This is a genomic window from Stenotrophomonas sp. C-A (genome assembly GCF_054030835.1).
In genome coordinates, this window is the sequence record NZ_CM132916.1 from 1,298,685 (window position 1) to 1,317,731 (window position 19,047).

The 19,047-nt window shown below is 62.8% G+C and carries 20 protein-coding genes; 11 read left to right on the forward strand and 9 right to left on the reverse strand.

Annotated features, from left to right (window positions below; translation table 11 throughout):
- Positions 1-29 precede the first annotated feature (29 nt).
- A complete protein-coding gene (locus ACW5IY_RS06160) occupies positions 30-482 on the forward strand; it encodes a BLUF domain-containing protein (protein WP_049433814.1) in 453 nt (150 codons plus the stop codon).
- 39 nt (positions 483-521) lie between these two features.
- On the opposite strand, the gene ACW5IY_RS06165 is transcribed toward ACW5IY_RS06160, so the two are convergent.
- Positions 522-884 (reverse strand): response regulator, encoded by a 363-nt coding sequence (locus tag ACW5IY_RS06165; protein ID WP_049433813.1) that lies wholly within the window; start codon positions 882-884, stop codon positions 522-524.
- 1 nt (position 885) lies between these two features.
- On the reverse strand, positions 886-2,028 hold the full coding sequence (locus ACW5IY_RS06170; RefSeq protein ID WP_049433812.1) for a two-component system sensor histidine kinase NtrB: 1,143 nt from the start codon (positions 2,026-2,028) through the stop codon (positions 886-888).
- A 161-nt stretch (positions 2,029-2,189) separates the two neighbouring features.
- Here ACW5IY_RS06170 and ACW5IY_RS06175 point away from each other — a divergent pair, with 161 nt between their 5' ends.
- Positions 2,190-2,567, forward strand: coding sequence for a response regulator (locus ACW5IY_RS06175; protein ID WP_065428009.1), 378 nt, complete (start codon positions 2,190-2,192; stop codon positions 2,565-2,567).
- A 44-nt stretch (positions 2,568-2,611) separates the two neighbouring features.
- Here the strand turns inward: ACW5IY_RS06175 and ACW5IY_RS06180 are convergent, their stop codons facing one another.
- On the reverse strand, positions 2,612-4,609 hold the full coding sequence (locus ACW5IY_RS06180; protein ID WP_204373540.1) for a YbhB/YbcL family Raf kinase inhibitor-like protein: 1,998 nt from the start codon (positions 4,607-4,609) through the stop codon (positions 2,612-2,614).
- Here ACW5IY_RS06180 and ACW5IY_RS06185 point away from each other — a divergent pair.
- From ACW5IY_RS06185 to ACW5IY_RS06210, 6 genes are all read left to right on the forward strand, one after another.
- Positions 4,608-5,117, forward strand: coding sequence for a ferritin-like domain-containing protein (locus ACW5IY_RS06185; protein ID WP_049419343.1), 510 nt, complete (start codon positions 4,608-4,610; stop codon positions 5,115-5,117). The genes ACW5IY_RS06180 and ACW5IY_RS06185 overlap by 2 nt on opposite strands.
- 84 nt (positions 5,118-5,201) lie before the next feature.
- On the forward strand, positions 5,202-6,146 hold the full coding sequence (gene ku, locus ACW5IY_RS06190; RefSeq protein WP_049433811.1) for a non-homologous end joining protein Ku: 945 nt from the start codon (positions 5,202-5,204) through the stop codon (positions 6,144-6,146).
- A gap of 18 nt (positions 6,147-6,164) precedes the next feature.
- Positions 6,165-6,341 (forward strand): DUF3606 domain-containing protein, encoded by a 177-nt coding sequence (locus ACW5IY_RS06195; protein ID WP_008266817.1) that lies wholly within the window; start codon positions 6,165-6,167, stop codon positions 6,339-6,341.
- 12 nt (positions 6,342-6,353) lie between these two features.
- The gene (gene ligD, locus ACW5IY_RS06200; protein ID WP_049433810.1) at positions 6,354-8,900 is read left to right on the forward strand and encodes a DNA ligase D; all 2,547 of its coding nucleotides are present in this window, start codon (positions 6,354-6,356) and stop codon (positions 8,898-8,900) included.
- A gap of 105 nt (positions 8,901-9,005) precedes the next feature.
- Positions 9,006-9,575 (forward strand): DUF488 domain-containing protein, encoded by a 570-nt coding sequence (locus tag ACW5IY_RS06205; protein ID WP_049433809.1) that lies wholly within the window; start codon positions 9,006-9,008, stop codon positions 9,573-9,575.
- Positions 9,576-9,640: 65 nt separating this feature from the next.
- Entirely contained in the window at positions 9,641-10,570 is a 930-nt protein-coding gene (locus tag ACW5IY_RS06210; RefSeq protein WP_049433808.1) for an NAD(P)/FAD-dependent oxidoreductase, read from the forward strand.
- Positions 10,571-10,600: 30 nt separating this feature from the next.
- On the opposite strand, the gene ACW5IY_RS06215 is transcribed toward ACW5IY_RS06210, so the two are convergent.
- Genes ACW5IY_RS06215 through ACW5IY_RS06225 form a run of 3 tightly spaced genes read right to left on the reverse strand, consistent with a single transcriptional unit; the run spans position 10,601 to position 12,373 of the window.
- A complete protein-coding gene (locus ACW5IY_RS06215; RefSeq protein ID WP_049433807.1) occupies positions 10,601-11,191 on the reverse strand; it encodes a cysteine hydrolase family protein in 591 nt (196 codons plus the stop codon).
- A 1-nt stretch (position 11,192) separates the two neighbouring features.
- Positions 11,193-11,831: a DUF6766 family protein gene (locus ACW5IY_RS06220; protein WP_049433806.1), complete on the reverse strand. Its 639-nt coding sequence runs from the start codon at positions 11,829-11,831 to the stop codon at positions 11,193-11,195.
- 44 nt (positions 11,832-11,875) lie between these two features.
- Positions 11,876-12,373, reverse strand: a complete 498-nt coding sequence (locus tag ACW5IY_RS06225) for a YciE/YciF ferroxidase family protein (protein ID WP_049433805.1) — start codon at positions 12,371-12,373, stop codon at positions 11,876-11,878.
- Between the two features lie 244 nt (positions 12,374-12,617).
- Here ACW5IY_RS06225 and ACW5IY_RS06230 point away from each other — a divergent pair, with 244 nt between their 5' ends.
- On the forward strand, positions 12,618-13,031 hold the full coding sequence (locus ACW5IY_RS06230) for a hypothetical protein (RefSeq protein ID WP_049486805.1): 414 nt from the start codon (positions 12,618-12,620) through the stop codon (positions 13,029-13,031).
- A 190-nt stretch (positions 13,032-13,221) separates the two neighbouring features.
- Positions 13,222-14,217, forward strand: coding sequence for a CorA family divalent cation transporter (locus tag ACW5IY_RS06235; RefSeq protein WP_049433803.1), 996 nt, complete (start codon positions 13,222-13,224; stop codon positions 14,215-14,217).
- 558 nt (positions 14,218-14,775) lie between these two features.
- Here the strand turns inward: ACW5IY_RS06235 and ACW5IY_RS06240 are convergent.
- The 3 genes from ACW5IY_RS06240 to ACW5IY_RS06250 are packed head-to-tail and all read right to left on the reverse strand — an operon-like array spanning position 14,776 to position 17,126.
- Entirely contained in the window at positions 14,776-15,054 is a 279-nt protein-coding gene (locus tag ACW5IY_RS06240; protein ID WP_049433801.1) for a membrane protein, read from the reverse strand.
- 6 nt (positions 15,055-15,060) lie between these two features.
- Entirely contained in the window at positions 15,061-15,441 is a 381-nt protein-coding gene (locus tag ACW5IY_RS06245) for a hypothetical protein (RefSeq protein WP_239682852.1), read from the reverse strand.
- Positions 15,438-17,126 carry a PAS domain S-box protein gene (locus ACW5IY_RS06250; RefSeq protein WP_049433799.1) on the reverse strand — a complete coding sequence of 563 codons (1,689 nt, stop codon included), beginning with the start codon at positions 17,124-17,126 and terminating at the stop codon, positions 15,438-15,440. Before ACW5IY_RS06250 ends, ACW5IY_RS06245 begins: the two co-directional genes overlap by 4 nt.
- A gap of 1,268 nt (positions 17,127-18,394) precedes the next feature.
- Between ACW5IY_RS06250 and ACW5IY_RS06255 the strand changes: the two genes are divergently transcribed.
- Positions 18,395-18,961 (forward strand): hypothetical protein, encoded by a 567-nt coding sequence (locus ACW5IY_RS06255; protein ID WP_152906216.1) that lies wholly within the window; start codon positions 18,395-18,397, stop codon positions 18,959-18,961.
- The last annotated feature ends 86 nt before the right edge of the window (positions 18,962-19,047 follow it).

Genomic DNA, 19,047 nt, shown 5'->3' on the forward strand with positions numbered 1-19,047 from the left:
TGGCCAGATTATTTTAGAAGGAGCGCCCAATGCCCATCAGGGCTGTGGTGTATGTCAGCGAGGCGTCCGACGCATTGCGCGGCGATCTGCTTGGCCTCCGGAGCGGCAAGCTCCAGGAGCTGGTCGACGACGCAACTCGTTTTAACCGGGACGCAGGTGTCAGTGGGGTGCTCTTGTTCGACGGGACGCGCTTCCTCCAATACTTGGAGGGCCCCCCGGACGGGTTGGACGTGGTGTTCTCCAGAGTGCTCGGTGCTTCGAGCCATCACGATCTGATCGAGCTGCAAAGAGGGACGATCACGGATCGTCGCTTGCCTTACTGGCCTATGCGCTGGTTGCCTGTGGAAGTCAAAGAGCTGAGCGAGGTCGCAGAGGGCGACTGGGCCGGCTTCAAGGTGCGGGGGGATGGAGAAGCGTTGAACGCAACCGCGATCGACCGTTTAATGTTCCTAGTGAGCAGGCGCGCACTGGTAGGAAGGTGAACCAGTGGCGACCGCCAGGCAGCGCAAGGAATCCGACCCCTACGTGCAGCCCAAGTCTTCGTGGATCGCCGTAACAAGCTGTCGGAAGCGGTAAGGCTTCGGGAGAAATCGAACCTTCTCGGGCAGCGGGGGCAGCTGCGAGCGTTGAAGGCCAGACGCGAGCATGACGCGGGCCTGGGGTTGAGCAACCGCGGCTTCCGCCGCGACCTCCAGCCCGTCGGCGCTGTCCGGCATGTTGAAGTCGGTCACTACCACCGCGAACTTGGCGCTGCCGCGCAGGAGGACGAGGGCCTCGTCCCCGTTGCTGGCGGGAGTGACTTGGAAGCCCTGAGAGGTCAGGGCCTCGACGACGACGCTGCGGAGATCGTCTTCGTCTTCAACAAACAACACGTGGATCGGCATCTCAATGCTCTGGTGCGGGGAAGCAAAGGCTGACGCGGGTTCCCTTCCCAAGCTCGCTCTGGAGCTCGGTGAACCCGCCGGACTGGGCCGTGAAGCCAAACACTTGGCTCAAGCCCAGCCCGCTGCCCCTTCCAATGGGTTTGGTAGTGAAAAACGGTTCAAATACCCTGGCCTGCTGGTCCGCCTCAATCCCTGAACCGTCGTCTCGGACGCTCAAGCAGATGTAAGGGCTTTCACTGGCGTTGGGCAACGTAGGATCGCGGGTTTGCCGCGCAGAGGCCGTGATGAGGATCGTTCCGCCCTTCGGCATGGCATCGCGGCTGTTGCACACCAGGTTAAGGATTGCGGCCTCCAGCTGTGCTTTGTCCAGCGACAAGGTCGGAAGGCCTCGAGAAACCTCGACCGTCAATGCGATCGCGTCGCCGGCAGAGCGGCGCAGCAGCGCTTCGCATTCGGCCATCAAGGCGGCCAAATCGACGGCCTCTGGCACCAGGGTTTGGCCCTTGCCGAAGGTCAGCAACTGCCGAGTCAAAAGGGCCCCGCGCTCGGCGGCCCGCTGCGCGGTATCGATGAGCTTGGCCACGCCTCCGTCTTTCACCCTCAGGCTGATGAGATCCAGACAGTTGGCCACGATCGTCAACAGGTTGTTGAAATCATGGGCCAAGCCGAGCGTGAACTTGCCGATGGCCTCCATCTTCTGCGCCTGCAGGAGATCGCGCTGGGCTTGGAGCAGCTGCTCCTGCGCTTCGTGGCGCTCGGTGATGTCGCGGGTGATTTTGGCAAACCCCACCAGTTCCCCGTCTTCCCAGATGGGGTCGATCACCACGCTGGCGCGGAAGCGGCTTCCGTCCTGACGCAATCGCCAGCCCTCAGCAACGTAGCGCCCCTCCAAGGCCGCGGTCCGCAGGTTTCGCTCTGGTAGGCCGGCTTGGGCCTCTTCGGGCAGGTAGAAGCGGGAAAAGTTGGTGCCGACCACGTCGGCAGCCTGGTAGCCCTTGATTCGTTGCCCACCCGGGTTCCAGGTCTGGATCACCCCGCTGGGGTCGAGCATGTAGAGGGCGTAGTCGGTGACGGAGTTCACCAGCAGGGCAAACTGCCGGCTCTCGTCCCTCAAATCGGTTTTCGCTTTCGCTGGTTGGTTCATAGGTCATCCTCTCGGCAGGGCCACCGAAGGGCGACAGAGTGCGCAGTGTAGAAGAGCGACGGTCGTCATCCTTTTACATTTTCTTCACAAATCGGGCGAGCCCTCGGGCCACACTGTTCAATCGTGGCACAACCACGCAGAGCGCTGGTAGGGAGAAAGTCATGGGATTGGACGGCAAAGCACTAAGGGTTCTTCTAGTAGAGGACGAGCCCACTCTCATGATGGTCTTGGAGCAGGCCATTGCCCAAGTCGGCTACGACGTCTCCAAGACGGCCGAAGATTTGCCCACAGCCTTGGCGTGCGCCAAGGAAGCCGCCTTCGATGTTGCGGTGCTGGACGTCAACTTAAACGGGGTCGAGTCTTACCCCGTGGCCGATCGCTTGGTCGAGTTGGGGGTGCCGTTCCTGTTTACGACCGGCCTTGGGGCCAACCGGCTGCCCGAACGCTTCAAAGGCACGCCCTTCCTTGAAAAGCCGTTTCGCCTGAAAGAGATCGCCGCTGCCCTCCAGTCCCTTTGCCAGGAACTGGAGGTTCACTGAGTTTCCGGGCCTTGGGCACCGGTCGGGACCTTCGGGTCCCTTTTTTATTTCAGCGGGGCCTCGACCTGCTGGTAGGTGCCCACGGTCTCGCTCACGCCCAGGATGTGGCCCTTCGCGGCCTTCAGCACCTCGTCCCGCGTCGCGCCGGCCTTCAAATCAAGCACGGTGTCCAAGGCCAACAGCTGGAAGTGGTAATGGTGGGGTGGATCGCCCACAGGCGGTTTGGGGCCGAAATACCCCACAGACCCTCGGCTGTTCGCCCCCTGCAGCATTCCCTCCGGTTTCAGCAGCCGCGGATCGACCGGCAGGCCCTCCGGCAGCGATTGCGTGGTCGCTGGGATGTTGTAAGCGACCCAGTGAACGAAGGGTTTGACGTTGGCTGCATCCGGATCCTCCATGATCAGCGCATAGGACTTGGCACCAGCCACCGGGCTCCAAGAGAGAGCGGGCGACGCATCGTCGTGATACGCACTGAAGCGGGAAGGCAACGCTTGGCCCGAGGAGAACGACGGGGAGCGGATCTCGAACGCAGCGGCTTTGCCGATCCGATCCTTGGCCAATGGCACGCCTGAGCCTTGATTGACTTGGGCCATCAAGGGCCCGCTAGGCACCGCCGCCTCGGGGGAGGGGGCCGCTTGGCCTTGGCTGTAGGTCACCCGATAGATAACGCCATTGGCGTCGTCGCCGACCAGCAGGGCACCGCCTTTGGTCATCGCCAGACCGACGGGCCGTGCGATATGCGCTTGGCCGTTGTCGACCAGGAAGCCGGTCAAGAAGGGCTCAAACCCGACCGGCTTGCCGGCGTCGAAATGGACCCGCGCCACCTCGTAGCCCGATGCCGGCTTGCGGTTCCAGGAACCGCGCATCGTCACGAAGGCGTCCCCCCGGTAAGCTGCCGGGAACTGCTGCCCGGTGTAGAACAGCATCTGCATGGGGGCCGCGTGGGCGGTGTAGCCCAGCACCATGGGCTCGCTCGTCGCCGCCCATTGCTGTTTGCTGATCTGCCCTGGCGGTGTGCTCTGGGGATTCACCCCGTCCTTGCCCCAGATGTGGGGCCAACCATACTTCTTTCCTTTCTGAATGCGGTTGAGCTCCTCGGGCTGCTCATCGTTGCCCAAGTAGTCGATGCCGTGATCCATCCCCCACAGCTCCCCCGTTTTGGGGTCCCAAGCAAAGCCGATGGTGTTCCGCAGGCCACTGGCGAAGATGGAACGGCTCTTGCCATCCGGCGAGGACCTCAGCAGCGCCGCATGCTCGGGATTGGTCTCGTTGCACGCGTTACAGGACGAGCCCACGCTGATGTAGAGCATCCCATCGGGGCCAAAGGCCAGCGTGCGGTTGGGGTGCTGACCGCCATCGGGCAGGTCGTTGATGATCCGTTCCTCGGGACCCAACGTGCCGTCCGGGCGTATGGGGGCGCGATACACGTCGTTGGCCGTGGCGACATACAGCTGCCCGTTGGCGATGGCCAGGCCGTGCGCCCCTGGACGCGAGAAGACCACCTTCGGTTCGGCGTCCAAGGCTCCGTCTTCATTGGCATCCTCCAGCAACAGCACGTCGCCTTGATCTCGACGTGAGACATAAATCCGCCCATCTGGTCCCACGGCGATGATCCGGGGATTTTGAAGGCCTTGCGCCAGGGGACGCACTTGGAAGCCACTGGGCACCTTCAGGGCCTGAACGCGCTCGGGCGTCGCATCTACCTTGGCGGGTTTGAACGTATGGACGTTGGCTTGGACGTCGGTTCCGTCCCCCTGCTGAGCCAAGGCGAGGGAGGGGGCCAAGAAAACGAGCAAAAGCGCGGAACGGGTCATGAGGATGGCCTGGCGCTGAGGAGCGTTCAGCATGGGGCGGGAGCGGTCAATGGCCTGCGAATGCGTTGCATGCGCGCCGTTCACCACGAAGGCCATCGGTCGCCAAGCCCGCACATCGCCGGTCTCGGACGCTCTGCCGTTCGCCAAGCCTTCACTCGGGGATCGCTTGATCCGCATTCCAGCCTCGATACGGTAACGCTTCGCCCGACACGAGAGGAGGACACCCATGGCAGAGCTCAAAGAGAACCTGTTGGACTGGCTGCGCGACGCACACGCAATGGAGCAGCAGGCGGAGACCATGCTCAAGGGGCAGGCGTCCCGCATCGAGCACTACCCGGTGCTGAAGGCGCGCATCGAGGAACACATCCAGGAAACCATCGGTCAACGCGAACTGCTGGAAGGGTGCATCAAGCGCCTGGGCGGCTCCCCGTCGACCCTCAAGGACGTGATGGGCAAGATGGCGGCCTTCGGTCAGGCCGTCGGCGGCATGACGGCCTCCGATGAGATCGTCAAAGGCGCGATGGCCGGCTACGTCTTTGAGCACTTCGAGATTGCTTCCTACACGGCCTTGATCGCCGCCGCCAAGACAGCGGGCGATGCAGAAACGGCCCGGGTTTGCGAGGAAATCCTGGTCCAAGAAGAGGCCATGGCCGACTGGCTGGCGGCCCACCTGCCCGAGGTGACCGAGGAGTTCATGGTGCGCGATGCCACCCCGGGCGTCGAAGCCAAAAAGTAACCACTGAGCCGCGTCGGCCGGGTTCACGCCCGGCCGACGGGGCCGGGCCTACAACGGAAGGCCCTAGGATTGGAGACGGCTGGCATGCCCAGGCCTATCTGGAGTGGTTCGTTGTCCTTCGGGCTGCTCAACGTTCCGGTGTCCCTCATGTCCGGCGAGCGTCGCATGGATCTGAGCTTTCGCATGTTGGACGCACGAAACAAAAAGCCCATTCGCTACGAGCGGGTCAACGCCGAAACCGGCGAAGAAGTGCCTTGGAAGGACATCGTCAAAGCCTTCGAATACGACAAGGGCAGCTACGTCGTCATAGAGAAAGAAGACATCGCCGCGGCCGCCCCCGAGACGCACGAATCCATCGACGTGGAGGCGTTTGTCGACGCCGAGAGCATCGGGCTGAGGTTCTTCGAAAAACCCTACATTTTGGTGCCCGGCAAGAAGGCCGAAAAAGGCTATGTCCTGCTCCGAGAGACCCTGAAGGAAACCGGCAAGGTGGGCATCGCCAGGGTGGTCATCCGCACGCGCGAATACATTTGCGCGGTGATGCCCGAAGGCGATGCGTTGATCATGATCCTGCTTCGCTACCCGCAGGAGTTGGTGGCTCCGGACGAATACAAACTGCCGCAGGGTGGGGCGTCGGACTACCGAGTTGCGCCCAAAGAGCTCGAAATGGCCAAGCAGCTGATTGAGAGCATGACCTCTGACTGGGAGCCGGACAGCTACCAGGACGAGTTCCGCGAGCGCCTGTCCGACATCATCAAGAAGCGGGTCAAGCAGGCCGATGCCACGACGACGTTTGAGGAACCGGAGCACCGCGAGGACTCGGCGACCAACGTGGTGGATTTCATGGCCTTGCTCCAAAAGAGCTTGGAGACCAACAAGCGCACCCCGGCGAAGGCAACGCCGGTGAAGACCGCCTCAAAGCCCTCCACCAAAGACAGCAAGCCTGCCAAGAAGGCCGCCGTTAAGAAGGCCCCAGCAAAGAAAGCCGCAAAGAAGTCCCCCGCCAAGAAGGCTCGAAAGAGCGCCTGATCACCCAAGGAGAATCCCATGAGCGACGACAAGAAGAACACCGGCAGCCCGGACCGCGACCGCATCAACGTCAACGAAGACTACGAGCTCCAGTATTGGACCAAGGCGCTGGGCGTGTCCGCCGACGAGCTCCGGGCCGCCGTCAAAGCCGTGGGCCCCACCGCTGCGGCCGTTCGCAAGCACCTGGGCAAGTAACGAGGAGCCGTCATGTCCTTGGTCGAATACCGTCGCAAGCGCCGCTTTGACCAGACCAAGGAGCCGGAGCCTGGCAAAGCGCTGCCGCAAGGGCAGCGCGCTATTTTCGTGGTCCAACTTCACCACGCCAGCCGCCGGCACTACGACTTCCGGCTGCAAATCGGCGACGCCCTGAAGAGCTGGGCCGTCCCCAAGGGCCCTAGCTACGACCCCAAGGTCAAGCGGATGGCGGTCGAAGTGGAAGACCATCCCGTCGACTACGCCAGCTTCGAAGGCGAGATCCCCAAAGGGCAATACGGCGGTGGGCACGTGGCCCAGTTTGATCACGGCGTCTGGGCCACCCAAGGAGACCCAGAGGCACAACTTGCCAAGGGTCACCTGCGATTCGAGCTTTTCGGCACCAAGCTCAAAGGCGGGTGGCACTTGGTCCGGTCCGGCAAACCGGCCCGTCAGCCGCAGTGGCTGTTGTTCAAGGACGACGATGCGTATGCGAGCGATCTGGAAGCGGACGATCTGCTCGCCGATGTGTCGGCGGCCCCAACGGCAGACATCAAGAGGGCCGGCGGCGGTAAAGCCGACAAGAAGAAGCTCAAAGCCCTTCCCGCAAAGCGCGCGCGACGGAAGAACTGGGCCAAGAAGGCGTTGGCCCTGCCCAAAGCGAAGGGGGCGGCTCCGCCTTCCGGCCCCTTCGAGCCCCAGTTGGCCAAGCTGGGGGAGGCTCCGCCGCAGGGCGACCAATGGGTCCATGAGATCAAGTGGGACGGGTATCGGATCCTCGCAACGGTCGCCGATGGGGCCGTCCGGCTGTGGTCCCGCAACGCGTTGGAGTGGACCGACAAGATCCCCGAGATACGCGACGCCGTGGCCGCACTGGGCCTGACCTCTGCGGCGTTGGATGGCGAACTCATCGCCGGATCGGGCACCAAGGAGGACTTCAACCTGCTCCAAGCGACGTTGTCCGGGGAGCGGCAAGGCGCGCTGGCCTACGCGCTCTTCGACCTGCTGCACATCGATGGCGTGGACGTGGCCGCAGCACCTCTGTTGGAGCGCAAGGCGCTCCTGCAGGAGCTGCTGGAGGGCCAAGCGGGCCATTTGGCCTTCAGCTCTCACGTCCAAGGCGACGGCAACGAGGCCTACCGCCTGGCTGGCGAACGACACTTTGAGGGCATCATTTCCAAGCGCGCCGATCGCGGCTACCACACCGGCCGCAGCGACGACTGGCGCAAGACCAAGCAGCTGGCCAGCGATGAGTTCGCAGTGGTGGGCTACACGGCCCCCAAAGGAAGCCGCAGCGGCTTTGGCTCGCTCCTTCTGGCCAAGCCTGACCCCAAACACGGTTGGCTCTACGTGGGCCGGGTGGGCACCGGGTTCTCCGACGCATTGATCAAGGAGGTAAGCAAGAGGATCCAAGGGGGAGGCAAGAAGCCGACGGCCCATGTGCCCACCGAGGACACCGATCTTCGCTCTGCCACCTGGTTCGAGCCACGCTTTGTGGTGGAGGTGTTCTTTCGCGGCATCGGCGGACAGCAGCTGCTGCGCCAAGCCTCCTTGAAAGCCGTGCGGGCCGACAAGGACGTGGATGATTTGGCGGATTCGGATCGTGCCGCCCTGGCGAAACCGGCCCGTGGCAAACGGGTATCGGCCGCGTACTCCGCTGGGAGGTCCGCCGCAAAGCCCCAAGTCAAACGCGTGCCCCCCAAACTGTCCTCCCCGAGCAAGGTCCTTTTCCCTGGCGACGGCTATACCAAGCAAGACGTTTGGGATTACTACTCGGCGGTCATGGACCACCTGCTGCCCGAGGTGATCAACCGGCCCCTGTCGATCATTCGCTGTCCCGCCGGCACCGGCAAGCCTTGCTTCTTCCAAAAGCACCACACCGCCGGGCTGGAGCTGGTGGACTCGGTCAAGCTGAAGGAGGACAGCGGCATCAACGCCCACTACTTGGTGGTCCGGGACGCGGCCAGCTTGCTGGAGCTGGTCCAGTTCAATGCCCTGGAGTTCCATCCGTGGGGAAGCCACGCGGAGGAGCCCGACCGCGCCGACCGGGTGGTGTTCGATTTAGACCCGGGCCCAGACGTGCCATTCGCGGAGGTAAAAAAGGCCGCCAGTGACATCCGGAAGCTTCTGGGCCAACTGGAGCTGGAGTCCTTCCTGCGGGTATCCGGAGGCAAGGGCCTTCATGTCGTGGTGCCCCTGAATCCCGGGTGCGACTGGGATTTGACCAAGCGCTTCGCCAAAGGCTTCGCTGACGCGCTGGCCCAGTCGGAACCTCAACGGTTCCTGGCCACCGCCACCAAAGCCCTTCGAAACAAGCGGATCTTTGTCGACTACCTGCGTAACGGACGAGGAGCCACCGCCGTGGCGTCCTACTCACTGCGAGGGAGGCCCGGCGCTCCGGTGGGCATGCCCTTGGCGTGGAGCGAGCTGCCCAAGCTCAAGCGGGCTGACGCGTTCACGATCAAGGACGTGCCGGCCAAGCTCAAGCGTCGCCGCAAGGATCCCTGGGAGGGCATCGATGCGTTGAAGCAGAACTTGTCGAAATGGGCACGAAACGACTAGCCCCTATCCCCGCGGTCGTGTCCGAGCGTAGACGGGCAGACGGAAACCCGATGGCAGCTGCCGAGCACGTGATGAGCACGCGGGCTTGATGCCCGCTCCTGTCCAATGAGCCTCATGCAGTGCGATGCTCCCGCTCCGACCCCGGTGACCGTCTGGACCATCGGGCATTCCACTCGACCTTGGGACGAGTTCTTACACCTGCTGTTCGCACAAGGCATCTCGGCGATCGCGGACGTGCGTCGTTTCCCAGGATCGCGTCGTCACCCTTGGTTCGCATCCGAGCAGATGGCTAAAACGTTGCCAGCGCACGGCGTGGAGTATCTCTGGATTCCTGAACTGGGCGGGCGGCGCAAGGTGCAGCCGGATTCGCCCAATGGTGCGTGGGACAACGCCGCGTTTCAGGGCTACGCAGACCACATGGCGACCGCCGAGTTCGCCGGCGGGCTATCGAAGGTGCTTGCACTGGCGGGCGAACATCGGACCGCGCTGATGTGCGCGGAGGCACCGTGGTGGCGCTGCCACCGCCGTCTCATCTCCGACCTTCTGACGCACCGGGGCCATGAGGTGCTGCACATCATGTCCCACGCCGAACCCAAGCCGCATCCGCTGAACCCGATGGCGCAGGCCGTCGGGCCAGCGCTTGTCTACCCACCGGCTCAGACGGAGCTGTTCTGAACCAACCAGCATGGCGATCGCGTGTCGCGCCCGCCCGGCGCATTTCCCCCATCGAGCAAGCGAAGATGACCAGTCCAAGCCCACCAACCTCGCAGGACCTGCCTGCCTTCGACGCCATCGTGATCGGTGGAAGCTATGCGGGCATGTCGGCTGCTTTGCAGTTGGCGCGCGCTTGCCGCACGGTGTTGGTGATAGACCGCGGGCAGCCGCGCAACCAACGCGCTGGGAAGGCGCACGGGTGTTTGGGGTGGGATGGGGCGAGCCCCGCAGCCTTGCTTGAGACCGGCCGCCGGCAGTTGCTGGCCTACGAGGGAGTGCAATGGGTGACCGATGAGGCCACCGACGCCGCCGGTTCACTGGAGGCCGGGTTCCGTGTTGATTGTGCATCCGGCGATTACTACCACGCCCAGCGACTGATACTCGCGCACGGCGTGGAGGATCGGTTGCCCGACGTCCCGGGGCTCGCGGAGCGATGGGGAGAAACCGTCCTCCATTGTCCCTACTGCCACGGCTATGAAATCTGCGGAACAGCCATCGGCCTGCTTATTGCGTCCAGATCCGAAGCGATGGACCAAGTCAGGGCGCTTTCTCAGTGGGGACAGATCACGGCGTTCCACGACGGCGCGCTTTCTTCGTCGGAGGCGGAAGAGCTTTCTCTGCAGCTGAGGGGCATCGGTGCAACCCTGGAGAAGCAGGCACTGGTTGGCATGACCGGCAAAGCGTCCTTGACTCTCGCAGACGGCAGCTCCCGCGAAGTGGAAGCCTTGTTCGTCCACCCGGAAACCACGTTGGCCTCCGGCTTGGCCAAATGCTTGGGTTGCGCGACCGAGGACGCGGGATGCATCACCACCGATTCGGCCAAACAGTCCACCATCCCAGGGGTGTTCGCGTGCGGCGATGCCGCCCGGTTTGCAGGGAACATCGCCCTGGCGGTGGGGGAGGGAGCCTTGGCGGGCGTGGCCGCACACCGATCATTGCTCGGCTTGCTCCCCTAACGCAGGCCCCCGAAGGGCTCTTGAACGTCCCTATTTCCTTCCAATAGGATCGATCGCTGAACGGCGAGGGCCGCTCTTAAGCGACTGAAGCAGCGCTCCGGTCGTGCGCACTTGGACGCTACCGGTGGATCGCAGCAGCGTCAGCGCGGCGGACCGGCGCTTTGGCAGGCACCCCGTGGCGTCGGAGATGACCACGGTAGAGAACTCCCGCGAGTGTGCGTCGATAGCGGTGGCGTGAATACAGGAATCCAAGGCCATGCCTACAAGCACCAGGGTGCGAACGTCCAGCTTTGCGAGAAGCACGGCCAGCGGGGTCGCCAGGAACGCCGAGTGCTTCGGCTTGAGCACCGTGTAATGATCCGGGCCAGGGAAAAGGAGTCGGGCAATGTCACCGGCCGGACCGTCCTCATGGCGACACACTTCCGCTAGCTGGTGAAAGCCGCACTTCCAGTCGCCAAAGTTGTCGTTGGCATAGATGACAGGCCAGCCCCTTTCGTCAAACGCCGCTCGAATCTGACCGGCTTTTTTCGCGGCCCGGAGGGCCAGCGGTGCAAGTTGCTGCCCATCGGGAAAGTCGAACTTGCTGAACAGGTCGATGATCAGGAGGGCGGGGGTGCTCACCTCAGTCCCCCGTCTGTGAATGCGGCGCTTCCACCGCCTTGGATTGTGGCGAATCCTTCTGTCGCAGGAAGATGGTCAGCACAACCAGCGCCAAGACCGCTAGAAACTCGCTTTGCCAGTTCTGCATGGACTCAAACCAAAAGTCGCTGCTGAAGAGGTGATCGGTAAACGATGGGGGCAGCAACCCGTCCAGTCGATTTTCCTGAGACTTGGCCCTCCAACTTCCCACTGCATGGAGCGAGAAGGAGAGGAAGAACAGGAGAAAGAAAACAATGGCCAAAGAGTGGCCGTAGAGGCTCTTCCAGACGCCCCCCTTGCGCACGGGCCAAGGGGCTGTGCCAGGCTCTACGCGGGATTCCTCCTCTGCCGCATCCAACGGCCGGGACTCAGCCGACCCCGCCTGACGGAGCCGAACGGTCAACAGGACATACATGCCCATCTGGAGGAACTCGCTTTCCCAGTTCTCGAACGTGGCGCTGCTGAAATGGCCCGTGGTCAGGTAGCTCCAAAACGGCAGAGACGGCAAGCCGTACTGGGCCAGTTCCTCGTTGTGGACCTGCCATCCGGTGAGGGCTTGAGCCACCAAGAACACAGCCATAAGCACAAACAGCACGATCGACAGCCCGTTGCGACGCCACATGTTGCGCTCCTGAGGCAGAGCGGGCCCGCAGGCCCGTTCCGGGATTACTTTTTGTTGGCTGCGCTCTGGTTGCCGCCTTGCTCGGCGAGCAACGTGAGCTTTTCGTCCGTCGCCTTTTCCTCCTCCAACGTCTCCAACAGGTAGGGCAGGGCGTCTTTGTAGCCCAGCTGTTTGGCCAATGCCGCGATGGTGCCGTAGGAGGCGATCTCGTAGTGCTCCACCTTTTGGGCACCGCCAATCAGGGCGGCGTCGCGCACCGGGCCCTTCTCAATGGAATCGATCACTTCCTTGCCTTCCTCCACCAGGCCTTCCATCGCTGCGCATTTGATGCGCTTCAGGCGGATCCCCAGCACCTCCACGACCTGGTCGATGCGTTCGATCTGCCCCTGGGTCTCTTCCAAGTGGGTCTCGAAGGCGGCGGCCAGGTCCGGATTCTCCGCAGCGCGGGCCAGGCGGGGGAGGGCCTTGGTCAGCTGCTTCTCGGCGCTGTAAATGTCGGAGAGCTCGTGCACAAACAGTTCTTCAGCGGTCTTGATGGCCATGTGGGCATCCGAGTTAGGAAGAGCCATTACCATGCCCCGCTGGTCGGCGACGATGCGTGAAGGGCCGGTTCAACCAAGGTTATGACACGCGCGTAGCGGAGGAAACGGAGAAATCTGCACCATCAGACGTGCCCAAAAAGGGAAGCGGTCAGGGCGGGAGCCATGCGCCCTGTCAACGAGGGACTCCCCGGGCCGGTCGCCGCCATGGGGGTTATGATGGCCGTCCCCCCTATGGCGTAGTCCCATGCGCTTGAGCAAACTGGACATCGCCATCGGTCACTTGGAAGCCGCGTGCGCGCTCTATCTGGCGGGCCATCACCCCGCTACCGTCGTACTTCTGGCCGGCACGGCAGAGGACATGCTCCGCGCGCTGCCCCCGGTCAACGACACCCCCACCATTGGCGAGCACATGCTCCAGGTGGCCAGGCAGATGAGCGCCCGCCAAGATCTGCTCTACCGTGACATCAAAGAGGACATGGTGGGGCTGCGGAATGCAGTGAAGCACGCGAACCGAGAGGGCGAGCACCACGTGGATCTGTTCCCCGTCGACGAGCACCGCTACCTCTTGGGCGCGTTGCTGAATGCGTTTCGCTGTGGGGCTGATTTCTCTACGGCCATGACAGAAGCGTATGTGCGGATCGCCGATGCCGAAGGATGAATAGCCTTGCGAAGCGAGTGAGCGCAGTCAGACCTTGGACTGTCGAACCCTAGGGGTCTTCGCTTTCGCCCCGAGGACCGCAACGATCGTCCGGGCGGCGTAGCCCAGTTTCAAGGCCATTCTTGCTGCGGGGCAAGCGCAGCGTTGGATCTTCACGTGTGACTGAACTGGCGCTCGGCAAGATTCCCGCATGGATACCCCCGACGTTCCTGAAAGTGGCTTGACCATCAAGCTTTATCGCGAGAAGGGCAGTTGCACGCTTCGATTGGAGGACCTTCCTGGCAATCCTCCGAGCGACGACGAACTTCTTTGGGTGGATCTGTGCGGGGCTCCCAATCATCAAGCCGAACAGGTGTGGCGCGCGCTGAAGTTGAATCCCGCGTCCCTGCCGAGCAGTCCCATCGCCACCAATCCCCGGCTTGAAAAGTTCGCCGACCATTTCATGGCGCGTGTAGTGGCAGTGTTGCGTGGGAGGGGGCTGAAGTTCCAGGGCGCGGTGTTGACCGTCGTGGCTGGAGCGAACTTTGTGGTGACCCACCACGACGAAAACATTGCCTTCTTGGCCGATCTGCGGGAGCGGGAACCCGAGAGCGCCCGCGACATCGGCTGCTTGGGCGAGGCGAGCTTCGTGGCCGCATTGTTGGATTGGCATCTTTCCACGTATTTCTCCGCCGTCGCGCTGTTTGAGGTGGAGATCGAACGGTTGGAGAGTCGGATCTTGTCTGATCAGCCCCCTGGGCGCTCGGCCCTGCCCGAGCTCGCCGCGCTCCGAGCCGCGGCCTCTCGGCTCCGACGGATGCTGGCACCGCACCGAACTGTCTTCGACGGCCTCTCGCGGCCGGACTTCGTGCCTGACGGGGCCGAAGAGGTGGCGCGGCACTTGCGCGATCTGGACGACAGGTTTGAGCGAGCGTTGGACGTGGTTGAGAACGCCCGAGAACTCGTTGTTGGCAGCTTCCAGCTCTTCAGCACCCAGACCGAGCTCCAAACCAACGAACGCATGAAGCTGCTGACCTTCGTGACGGTGGTGACCGGCTTGCTGGCCGTCATCGCGGGCGCGTTGGGCATGAACTTCGATGCCAACTTCTTCGGCATGAAGACCGAAGGCTTCTGGATTGCGGTGGGCGTCATGGCGGGGTTGGGCGCGGCCTCCATTTTCGTCGGGCGAAGGCGAGGGTGGCTGTAGCTCTGCCCGGGTCTGTGGCGGAAAGGGGTGCTGCGAGGCGCAGGCGGAAACCAGACTGAATCGGCTGAGGCGGTCGTCCCTGGTCTCAGCTTCAGGTAATGGATCGGAGGCTGCCGCGTCAGAAAGTTGGCGTCCTCCTGAGGGATTCAGACTGGCTTTCGATCTTCATGTCTGCCATGAAGTAGTCTGGGATGGATGGTGAAGCGCAGGTTAGAAAACGATGCAAGGGGGAGTGAGGAGTGCTCAGTATGATTCGCTTTGCAGCGCGCTCGATAGGATTCATGGACGGCAAGAGCTGACGGAGTTCGCTTCGGATTGGTGCCTGCACCGCAGTCCTAGCGAGGATGGCACAGTGGAGGTATGGAAAGGCGCGGCGATGGGGGCCGGCGTTGAGATCTTGTTGCTTCCGCCCGTGTCCGCTTCCAGCGACTGGGCCATCTCGACGCTGGTCACCGTCGGAGGCCGGGTCGAACATGTCATGCGACGCGCGTTTCGGATCTGACGACGAGTGGCTGCTCAAGGCCTACGACGGCCTTCCTTGGTGCAGCCAATACTGGGTCAGCAGGTAGGCGGTGCGTCGGTTCGTCGACGTCGACGCCAAGCCAGGATCTGTCCCACCACGGCCGTGAGCAGCAGCAGGGCATTGGTCACCACAAACACCGTTGACCCCAAAAGTGCACTGTAGACGGTGAAAAGGGTGGACGCGGTCATCTGACCGACGAACAGCCACTTGGAGACCGTTTCGGGGTGGGGAGACTGCCACTGTTTGATCATTTGCCGGACCAGCGTGGCAATCAACACGACGGTCGCAGCCCAGCCGAGAACATCAGGATGCATGGCCGCTCACCCGTCCTTTGGAGCGTGGACAGTTGGACCGGCGTGGTAATGTGCCGGGCGCTTGTGAGGCTCCTCAATGATTTCCTTGTTGAGGATGCGAACCTCGCCGACCATCAGCAGGCGCATGTCGCGCACGATGTAGTCGGCCAACGCCTCATCGGTGATGTCATCCCCGGCGATGTCCAGCCGGAAGCCTTGGCCCTGAATCCCGCCCCCGTTGCTGAAATCAATCTCGAAATCAAAGCACACCCGCTTATCCATGTTGCCCTCTCCATCGGTGAGATTGGGCGGCACTGAAAGGCCGCTTGCTACGCTTAGAAGGCGATCATCGGCGTAAGGAGGGCAGCCCACAACTGGCCCCATGCCCGGATCTGAGGGCAGGCTCACTGCCGTTCCCGCTTTCGGCGGTCGTAGAGTTTCATGTCCGCGCGATTGATGGTATCGGCCACCGATTCCGAGGGCCGACCAATGGCGCATCCGCCGGAAAAGCGGATCGGTGCCTCGCCGGCGCGCTCGTGGTAGGTGTCCTCCAACACCCTCAGCCTTTCCAACGTTGCACCGGGGACGAACACGAGGAACTCGTCGCCCCCGAGCCGAACCACCGCTTCCTCGCCTTGGAGCGGGGCGGACAGGAAAGCCACGAAGTCCACCAGCACCTTGTCGCCTTGTGCATGGCCTTGGGTGTCGTTGACCTCTTTGAAATGGTCCAGGTCGAACACCAGACAGCCCCACCCATCGAACTGCTGGTGGGCCAGATCGGCCAGGTAGCGGCGATTGAACGCGCGGGTGAGCGGGTCGCGGGTCGCCAAGTCGTGGAGCTGCTGCTCTTGGATGTGTTGAGTCGTGATGTCTTGCGCGTGGCCCAGCACGTAGGGCGGTTGGGCTTCTGTGTCCAGCACGTTGTGATACGCCCAGAAGCGGCGCGACCCGTCCCGGGCAACCAGCTCCATCATCCCCGAGTCGCTCTCGTTTTCCCGGATGCGATCCAAGTAAGCCTTGAACGCGTCCTGCTTGCTCTTGGGAATGAGCTCGGCCAGCGATCGTCCGACGACGTCACCCTCCGACAGGCCCAGTGAGTGCGAGGCCGCAGGGTTGACCGACGTGACCGTCCCGTCCAAGGAATGCGTGCAGATGAGGCCGAGGCTGTGTTGAAAAAGCCGGCGGTAACGCGCTTCGCTATGCGCCAATGCCTCGACCGCCGCCCGTTGCTCTGTCACGTCCTGAATCGCGCCGATCAATCGGGCACCGTTCTCGTTCTCCTCCCGGTGGCCCACCACGTGGACCCACGTGCGCTCTCCCGAAAGCTTGCTGGACGGAAGGGTCAAATCGATGGGCACACCCGATGAGATACAGTCTTCCAGGGCGGCCTCGAGCCGCTGCCGTGCGCCGTCCGGATACAGGGCAATCGCCGTGTCCAAGCCGGGCACCGCGTCGTCAGAGACGCCATGGATCCTCCGGGTCTCCTTGGTCCATTTGACTTCTCCAGTTCCAAGCACGAGCTCCCACCCGCCGACCTTGGCCAGTGCATTGGTGCGCTCCAGAAAGACCTGGCTTCTCTGAAAACGCCGTTGCAAGGCCTGGGACTCGGTGACCCGCTCAAGAAGGCGAGCGCGCTGCTGCATGCCGACTGCCGCGGCTTGGGCCAAGCAGGACAGGGCTGCTCCCTGCTCCGCTGAGATCGTTCCCGGGTTTGGGCTGAGCAGGCAAAGCGTTCCCACGTTGTGGCCATTGGCGCTGATGGGCGCGCCGACGTAGTGGCGGACGAAAGGAGGACCCAAGACCAACGGGTTGGTCGAAAAGCGGGCATCCTGGGCGGCGTCTGCCACCTCAAACAGCTCATCGGACTGGATGGCCCAGGTGCAGAAGGAAATGTCGCGGGGCGTCTCGTCCACACCGGGAAGACCTATCTGGGCCTTGAACCATTGGCGGTCCCCGTCCACCAAGGAGATCAAGGCGATCGGCATGCCCGTCATGTTCCTCGCGGCCTTGGTGAGAGCATCGAAGAAGGGCTCGGGATCGGAATCCAGGATCCGCAACGACTCCAGAGCAATCTGACGGGCGGCCTCAGCCATCGGTCACCTCTATCACGGTAGGCTACCGCTCTAGCTTACTCAGGGAATGCGTCTGGGGCCGGTGAACGCCAGGCGGAGTGGCCGATTGGGCCGCCGTGCCTCCGGGCCGCTCCTGACAAGCCGGCAACGACGGCGACTTAGACCGCTTGGCGATAGCCGCCGCGTGGCTATTGAGTCGCTCGGGCAACCCCAGGGACGCGGGGATAAGCGTCAAGCTTCTCGGGCCACTCAGGTGGTCAGGCGCGGATCCGAGACGGTCCGATATGCGGACTATTTCGCAATGCTACGGGTTTCTGTGAACAGCCTTGCGGATTCGACATTTAGTCAAACACCCCGGGTGGTCGCCTCTTGCGAACGTGAGGTTTCGATCAAGGATGAATGTATCGAACATTCAGGCGGGAGGGTCTTATGAGGTTGTCGAATGAGTGGGCCAGCAAATGGCGTCAACGTGTGGCTACAGTGGATCAGCGTTCCGCCGACGCACTGCGGGCACTGGCCGAGTCACGAAGGGCGAGAGGCCTGGTGGTGGGAGGGGCGGCAGCCATGTTGTTGGGTCTGGCGGGTTGGTCACTACGGCCACCGCCGGACGACGGCGAAGGACTCTCGCAGTTCTGCAGAAGCACCGCAGGTGGCAACCTCTTTCGAACGAACGCCTGCTATGACCGACTGCTGCCGGTGCTTAAGGAGCTCCTTGAGAGTCGCAGGGATGGGTATGACGTCCAACGAATCGGTGAAGCCTGTTTGCGCGTTGCTGAACGCTCAGGCTGGGATGCCTGCTCGGTCACGGTGACAGGTCTGTTCTCAACGCGCAGGACCACGATTGAGTTCTCCCGGGCCGTTGCTAAGCCATTGGTTGTAGCGAGACCTGGAGAGGGACAATGAATAGTCATACACGGGACCGGCCTCCAACTGCAGCGGAGAGGGGGGCGTGCTGATGCCGCGTCTTTTCAAGCCTCAATCCCCGCAGCGCCTTCCCAAGGTCTTGCTTCCGGAGGCCATGCACCAAGCGCTCCAAGTGCAAGCCAGCACCTCTGGCGTGACCATCGCCGAAGCCGTGCGCCAAGTGCTCACGGACGCGATCACCAAGCCTCTATCCCCGTCGCAATGCCTGGTGCCTGGGCCTCGCATCGCGCTGGCTCCGGTGTCAGCCCCAGCAGAGTTGGTGACGACGTTGAAGTCTAGGGCATGGATGGAGCAGGTCAGCGTGGGCGAAATAGTGCGACGTGCGTTGAACGATTTCCTGACCGTGCCAGCACCCGGCGGTGCCCGTGTGCGACAAGATCCTGGCTTGGGGACACTACATCCACGGTCGCCAGTGGAGGCACCCAGAAACTCTCCAGACGTTGTTTGAAAGTCGGCTCATCCTGCACCCGCCTGATCCGCCCGACGACACCGAAAGCGCTTGGAACTGGATCAAGGCATGCTTGCCAGCGCAAGTGTGGACGCGCATGGAGGCTCCAACCCCAGCAGAGCTTAAGCGCGTCATACAGACCGAGACGAAGGCCAGGGAAGCCTTGCTTGCTCCGCGCTTGGAGCTATCCGAGGAAGAGACGGGGCGTTGCTTTGACGTGCAGTTAATCGCCGGACTGGCCATGACCGTCGCCCGTAAAGGATGGCCAGAGGGGCCATTGCTGCATGGCGCGTATGGCCGCCACTGGATCGTCGAATCGACCGCGCGAAAGAGGGAAGATATCCTTCTGCAGGACATCGGATTGCGAGTCTGGGCCGAGACCATGGCCATGAAGGCCAATCGCACCACCCAGAAGGACGCTGCATCCGATGAGACGCGGGGCTCCGAAGGGTTCCTGGTGACGCACGAGACGGGCAACTGCTGAAGCCGTCCTTGGGCAGGCATGGGGGGCTATTCCTGAAGCGCCGTTCAGGCCTAAGAGGGGGCTCCCTCTTGGTGCGTAGAGATGGC

What these genes read in the sequence shown, in the direction of transcription:
- ACW5IY_RS06185 (WP_049419343.1), top strand. Translation starts at nt 4,608, where the DNA reads ATGGCAGAGCTCAAAGAGAACCTGTTGGACTGGCTGCGCGACGCACAC.
- ACW5IY_RS06230 (WP_049486805.1), top strand. Translation starts at nt 12,618, where the DNA reads ATGCGCTTGAGCAAACTGGACATCGCCATCGGTCACTTGGAAGCCGCG.
- ACW5IY_RS06195 (WP_008266817.1), top strand. Translation starts at nt 6,165, where the DNA reads ATGAGCGACGACAAGAAGAACACCGGCAGCCCGGACCGCGACCGCATC.
- ACW5IY_RS06180 (WP_204373540.1), bottom strand. Translation starts at nt 4,609, where the DNA reads ATGGGTGTCCTCCTCTCGTGTCGGGCGAAGCGTTACCGTATCGAGGCT.
- ACW5IY_RS06240 (WP_049433801.1), bottom strand. Translation starts at nt 15,054, where the DNA reads ATGCATCCTGATGTTCTCGGCTGGGCTGCGACCGTCGTGTTGATTGCC.
- ACW5IY_RS06160 (WP_049433814.1), top strand. Translation starts at nt 30, where the DNA reads ATGCCCATCAGGGCTGTGGTGTATGTCAGCGAGGCGTCCGACGCATTG.
- ACW5IY_RS06170 (WP_049433812.1), bottom strand. Translation starts at nt 2,028, where the DNA reads ATGAACCAACCAGCGAAAGCGAAAACCGATTTGAGGGACGAGAGCCGG.
- ACW5IY_RS06235 (WP_049433803.1), top strand. Translation starts at nt 13,222, where the DNA reads ATGGATACCCCCGACGTTCCTGAAAGTGGCTTGACCATCAAGCTTTAT.
- ACW5IY_RS06250 (WP_049433799.1), bottom strand. Translation starts at nt 17,126, where the DNA reads ATGGCTGAGGCCGCCCGTCAGATTGCTCTGGAGTCGTTGCGGATCCTG.
- ACW5IY_RS06225 (WP_049433805.1), bottom strand. Translation starts at nt 12,373, where the DNA reads ATGGCCATCAAGACCGCTGAAGAACTGTTTGTGCACGAGCTCTCCGAC.
- ACW5IY_RS06175 (WP_065428009.1), top strand. Translation starts at nt 2,190, where the DNA reads ATGGGATTGGACGGCAAAGCACTAAGGGTTCTTCTAGTAGAGGACGAG.
- ACW5IY_RS06205 (WP_049433809.1), top strand. Translation starts at nt 9,006, where the DNA reads ATGAGCCTCATGCAGTGCGATGCTCCCGCTCCGACCCCGGTGACCGTC.
- ACW5IY_RS06210 (WP_049433808.1), top strand. Translation starts at nt 9,641, where the DNA reads ATGACCAGTCCAAGCCCACCAACCTCGCAGGACCTGCCTGCCTTCGAC.
- ACW5IY_RS06165 (WP_049433813.1), bottom strand. Translation starts at nt 884, where the DNA reads ATGCCGATCCACGTGTTGTTTGTTGAAGACGAAGACGATCTCCGCAGC.
- ligD (WP_049433810.1), top strand. Translation starts at nt 6,354, where the DNA reads ATGTCCTTGGTCGAATACCGTCGCAAGCGCCGCTTTGACCAGACCAAG.
- ku (WP_049433811.1), top strand. Translation starts at nt 5,202, where the DNA reads ATGCCCAGGCCTATCTGGAGTGGTTCGTTGTCCTTCGGGCTGCTCAAC.
- ACW5IY_RS06220 (WP_049433806.1), bottom strand. Translation starts at nt 11,831, where the DNA reads ATGTGGCGTCGCAACGGGCTGTCGATCGTGCTGTTTGTGCTTATGGCT.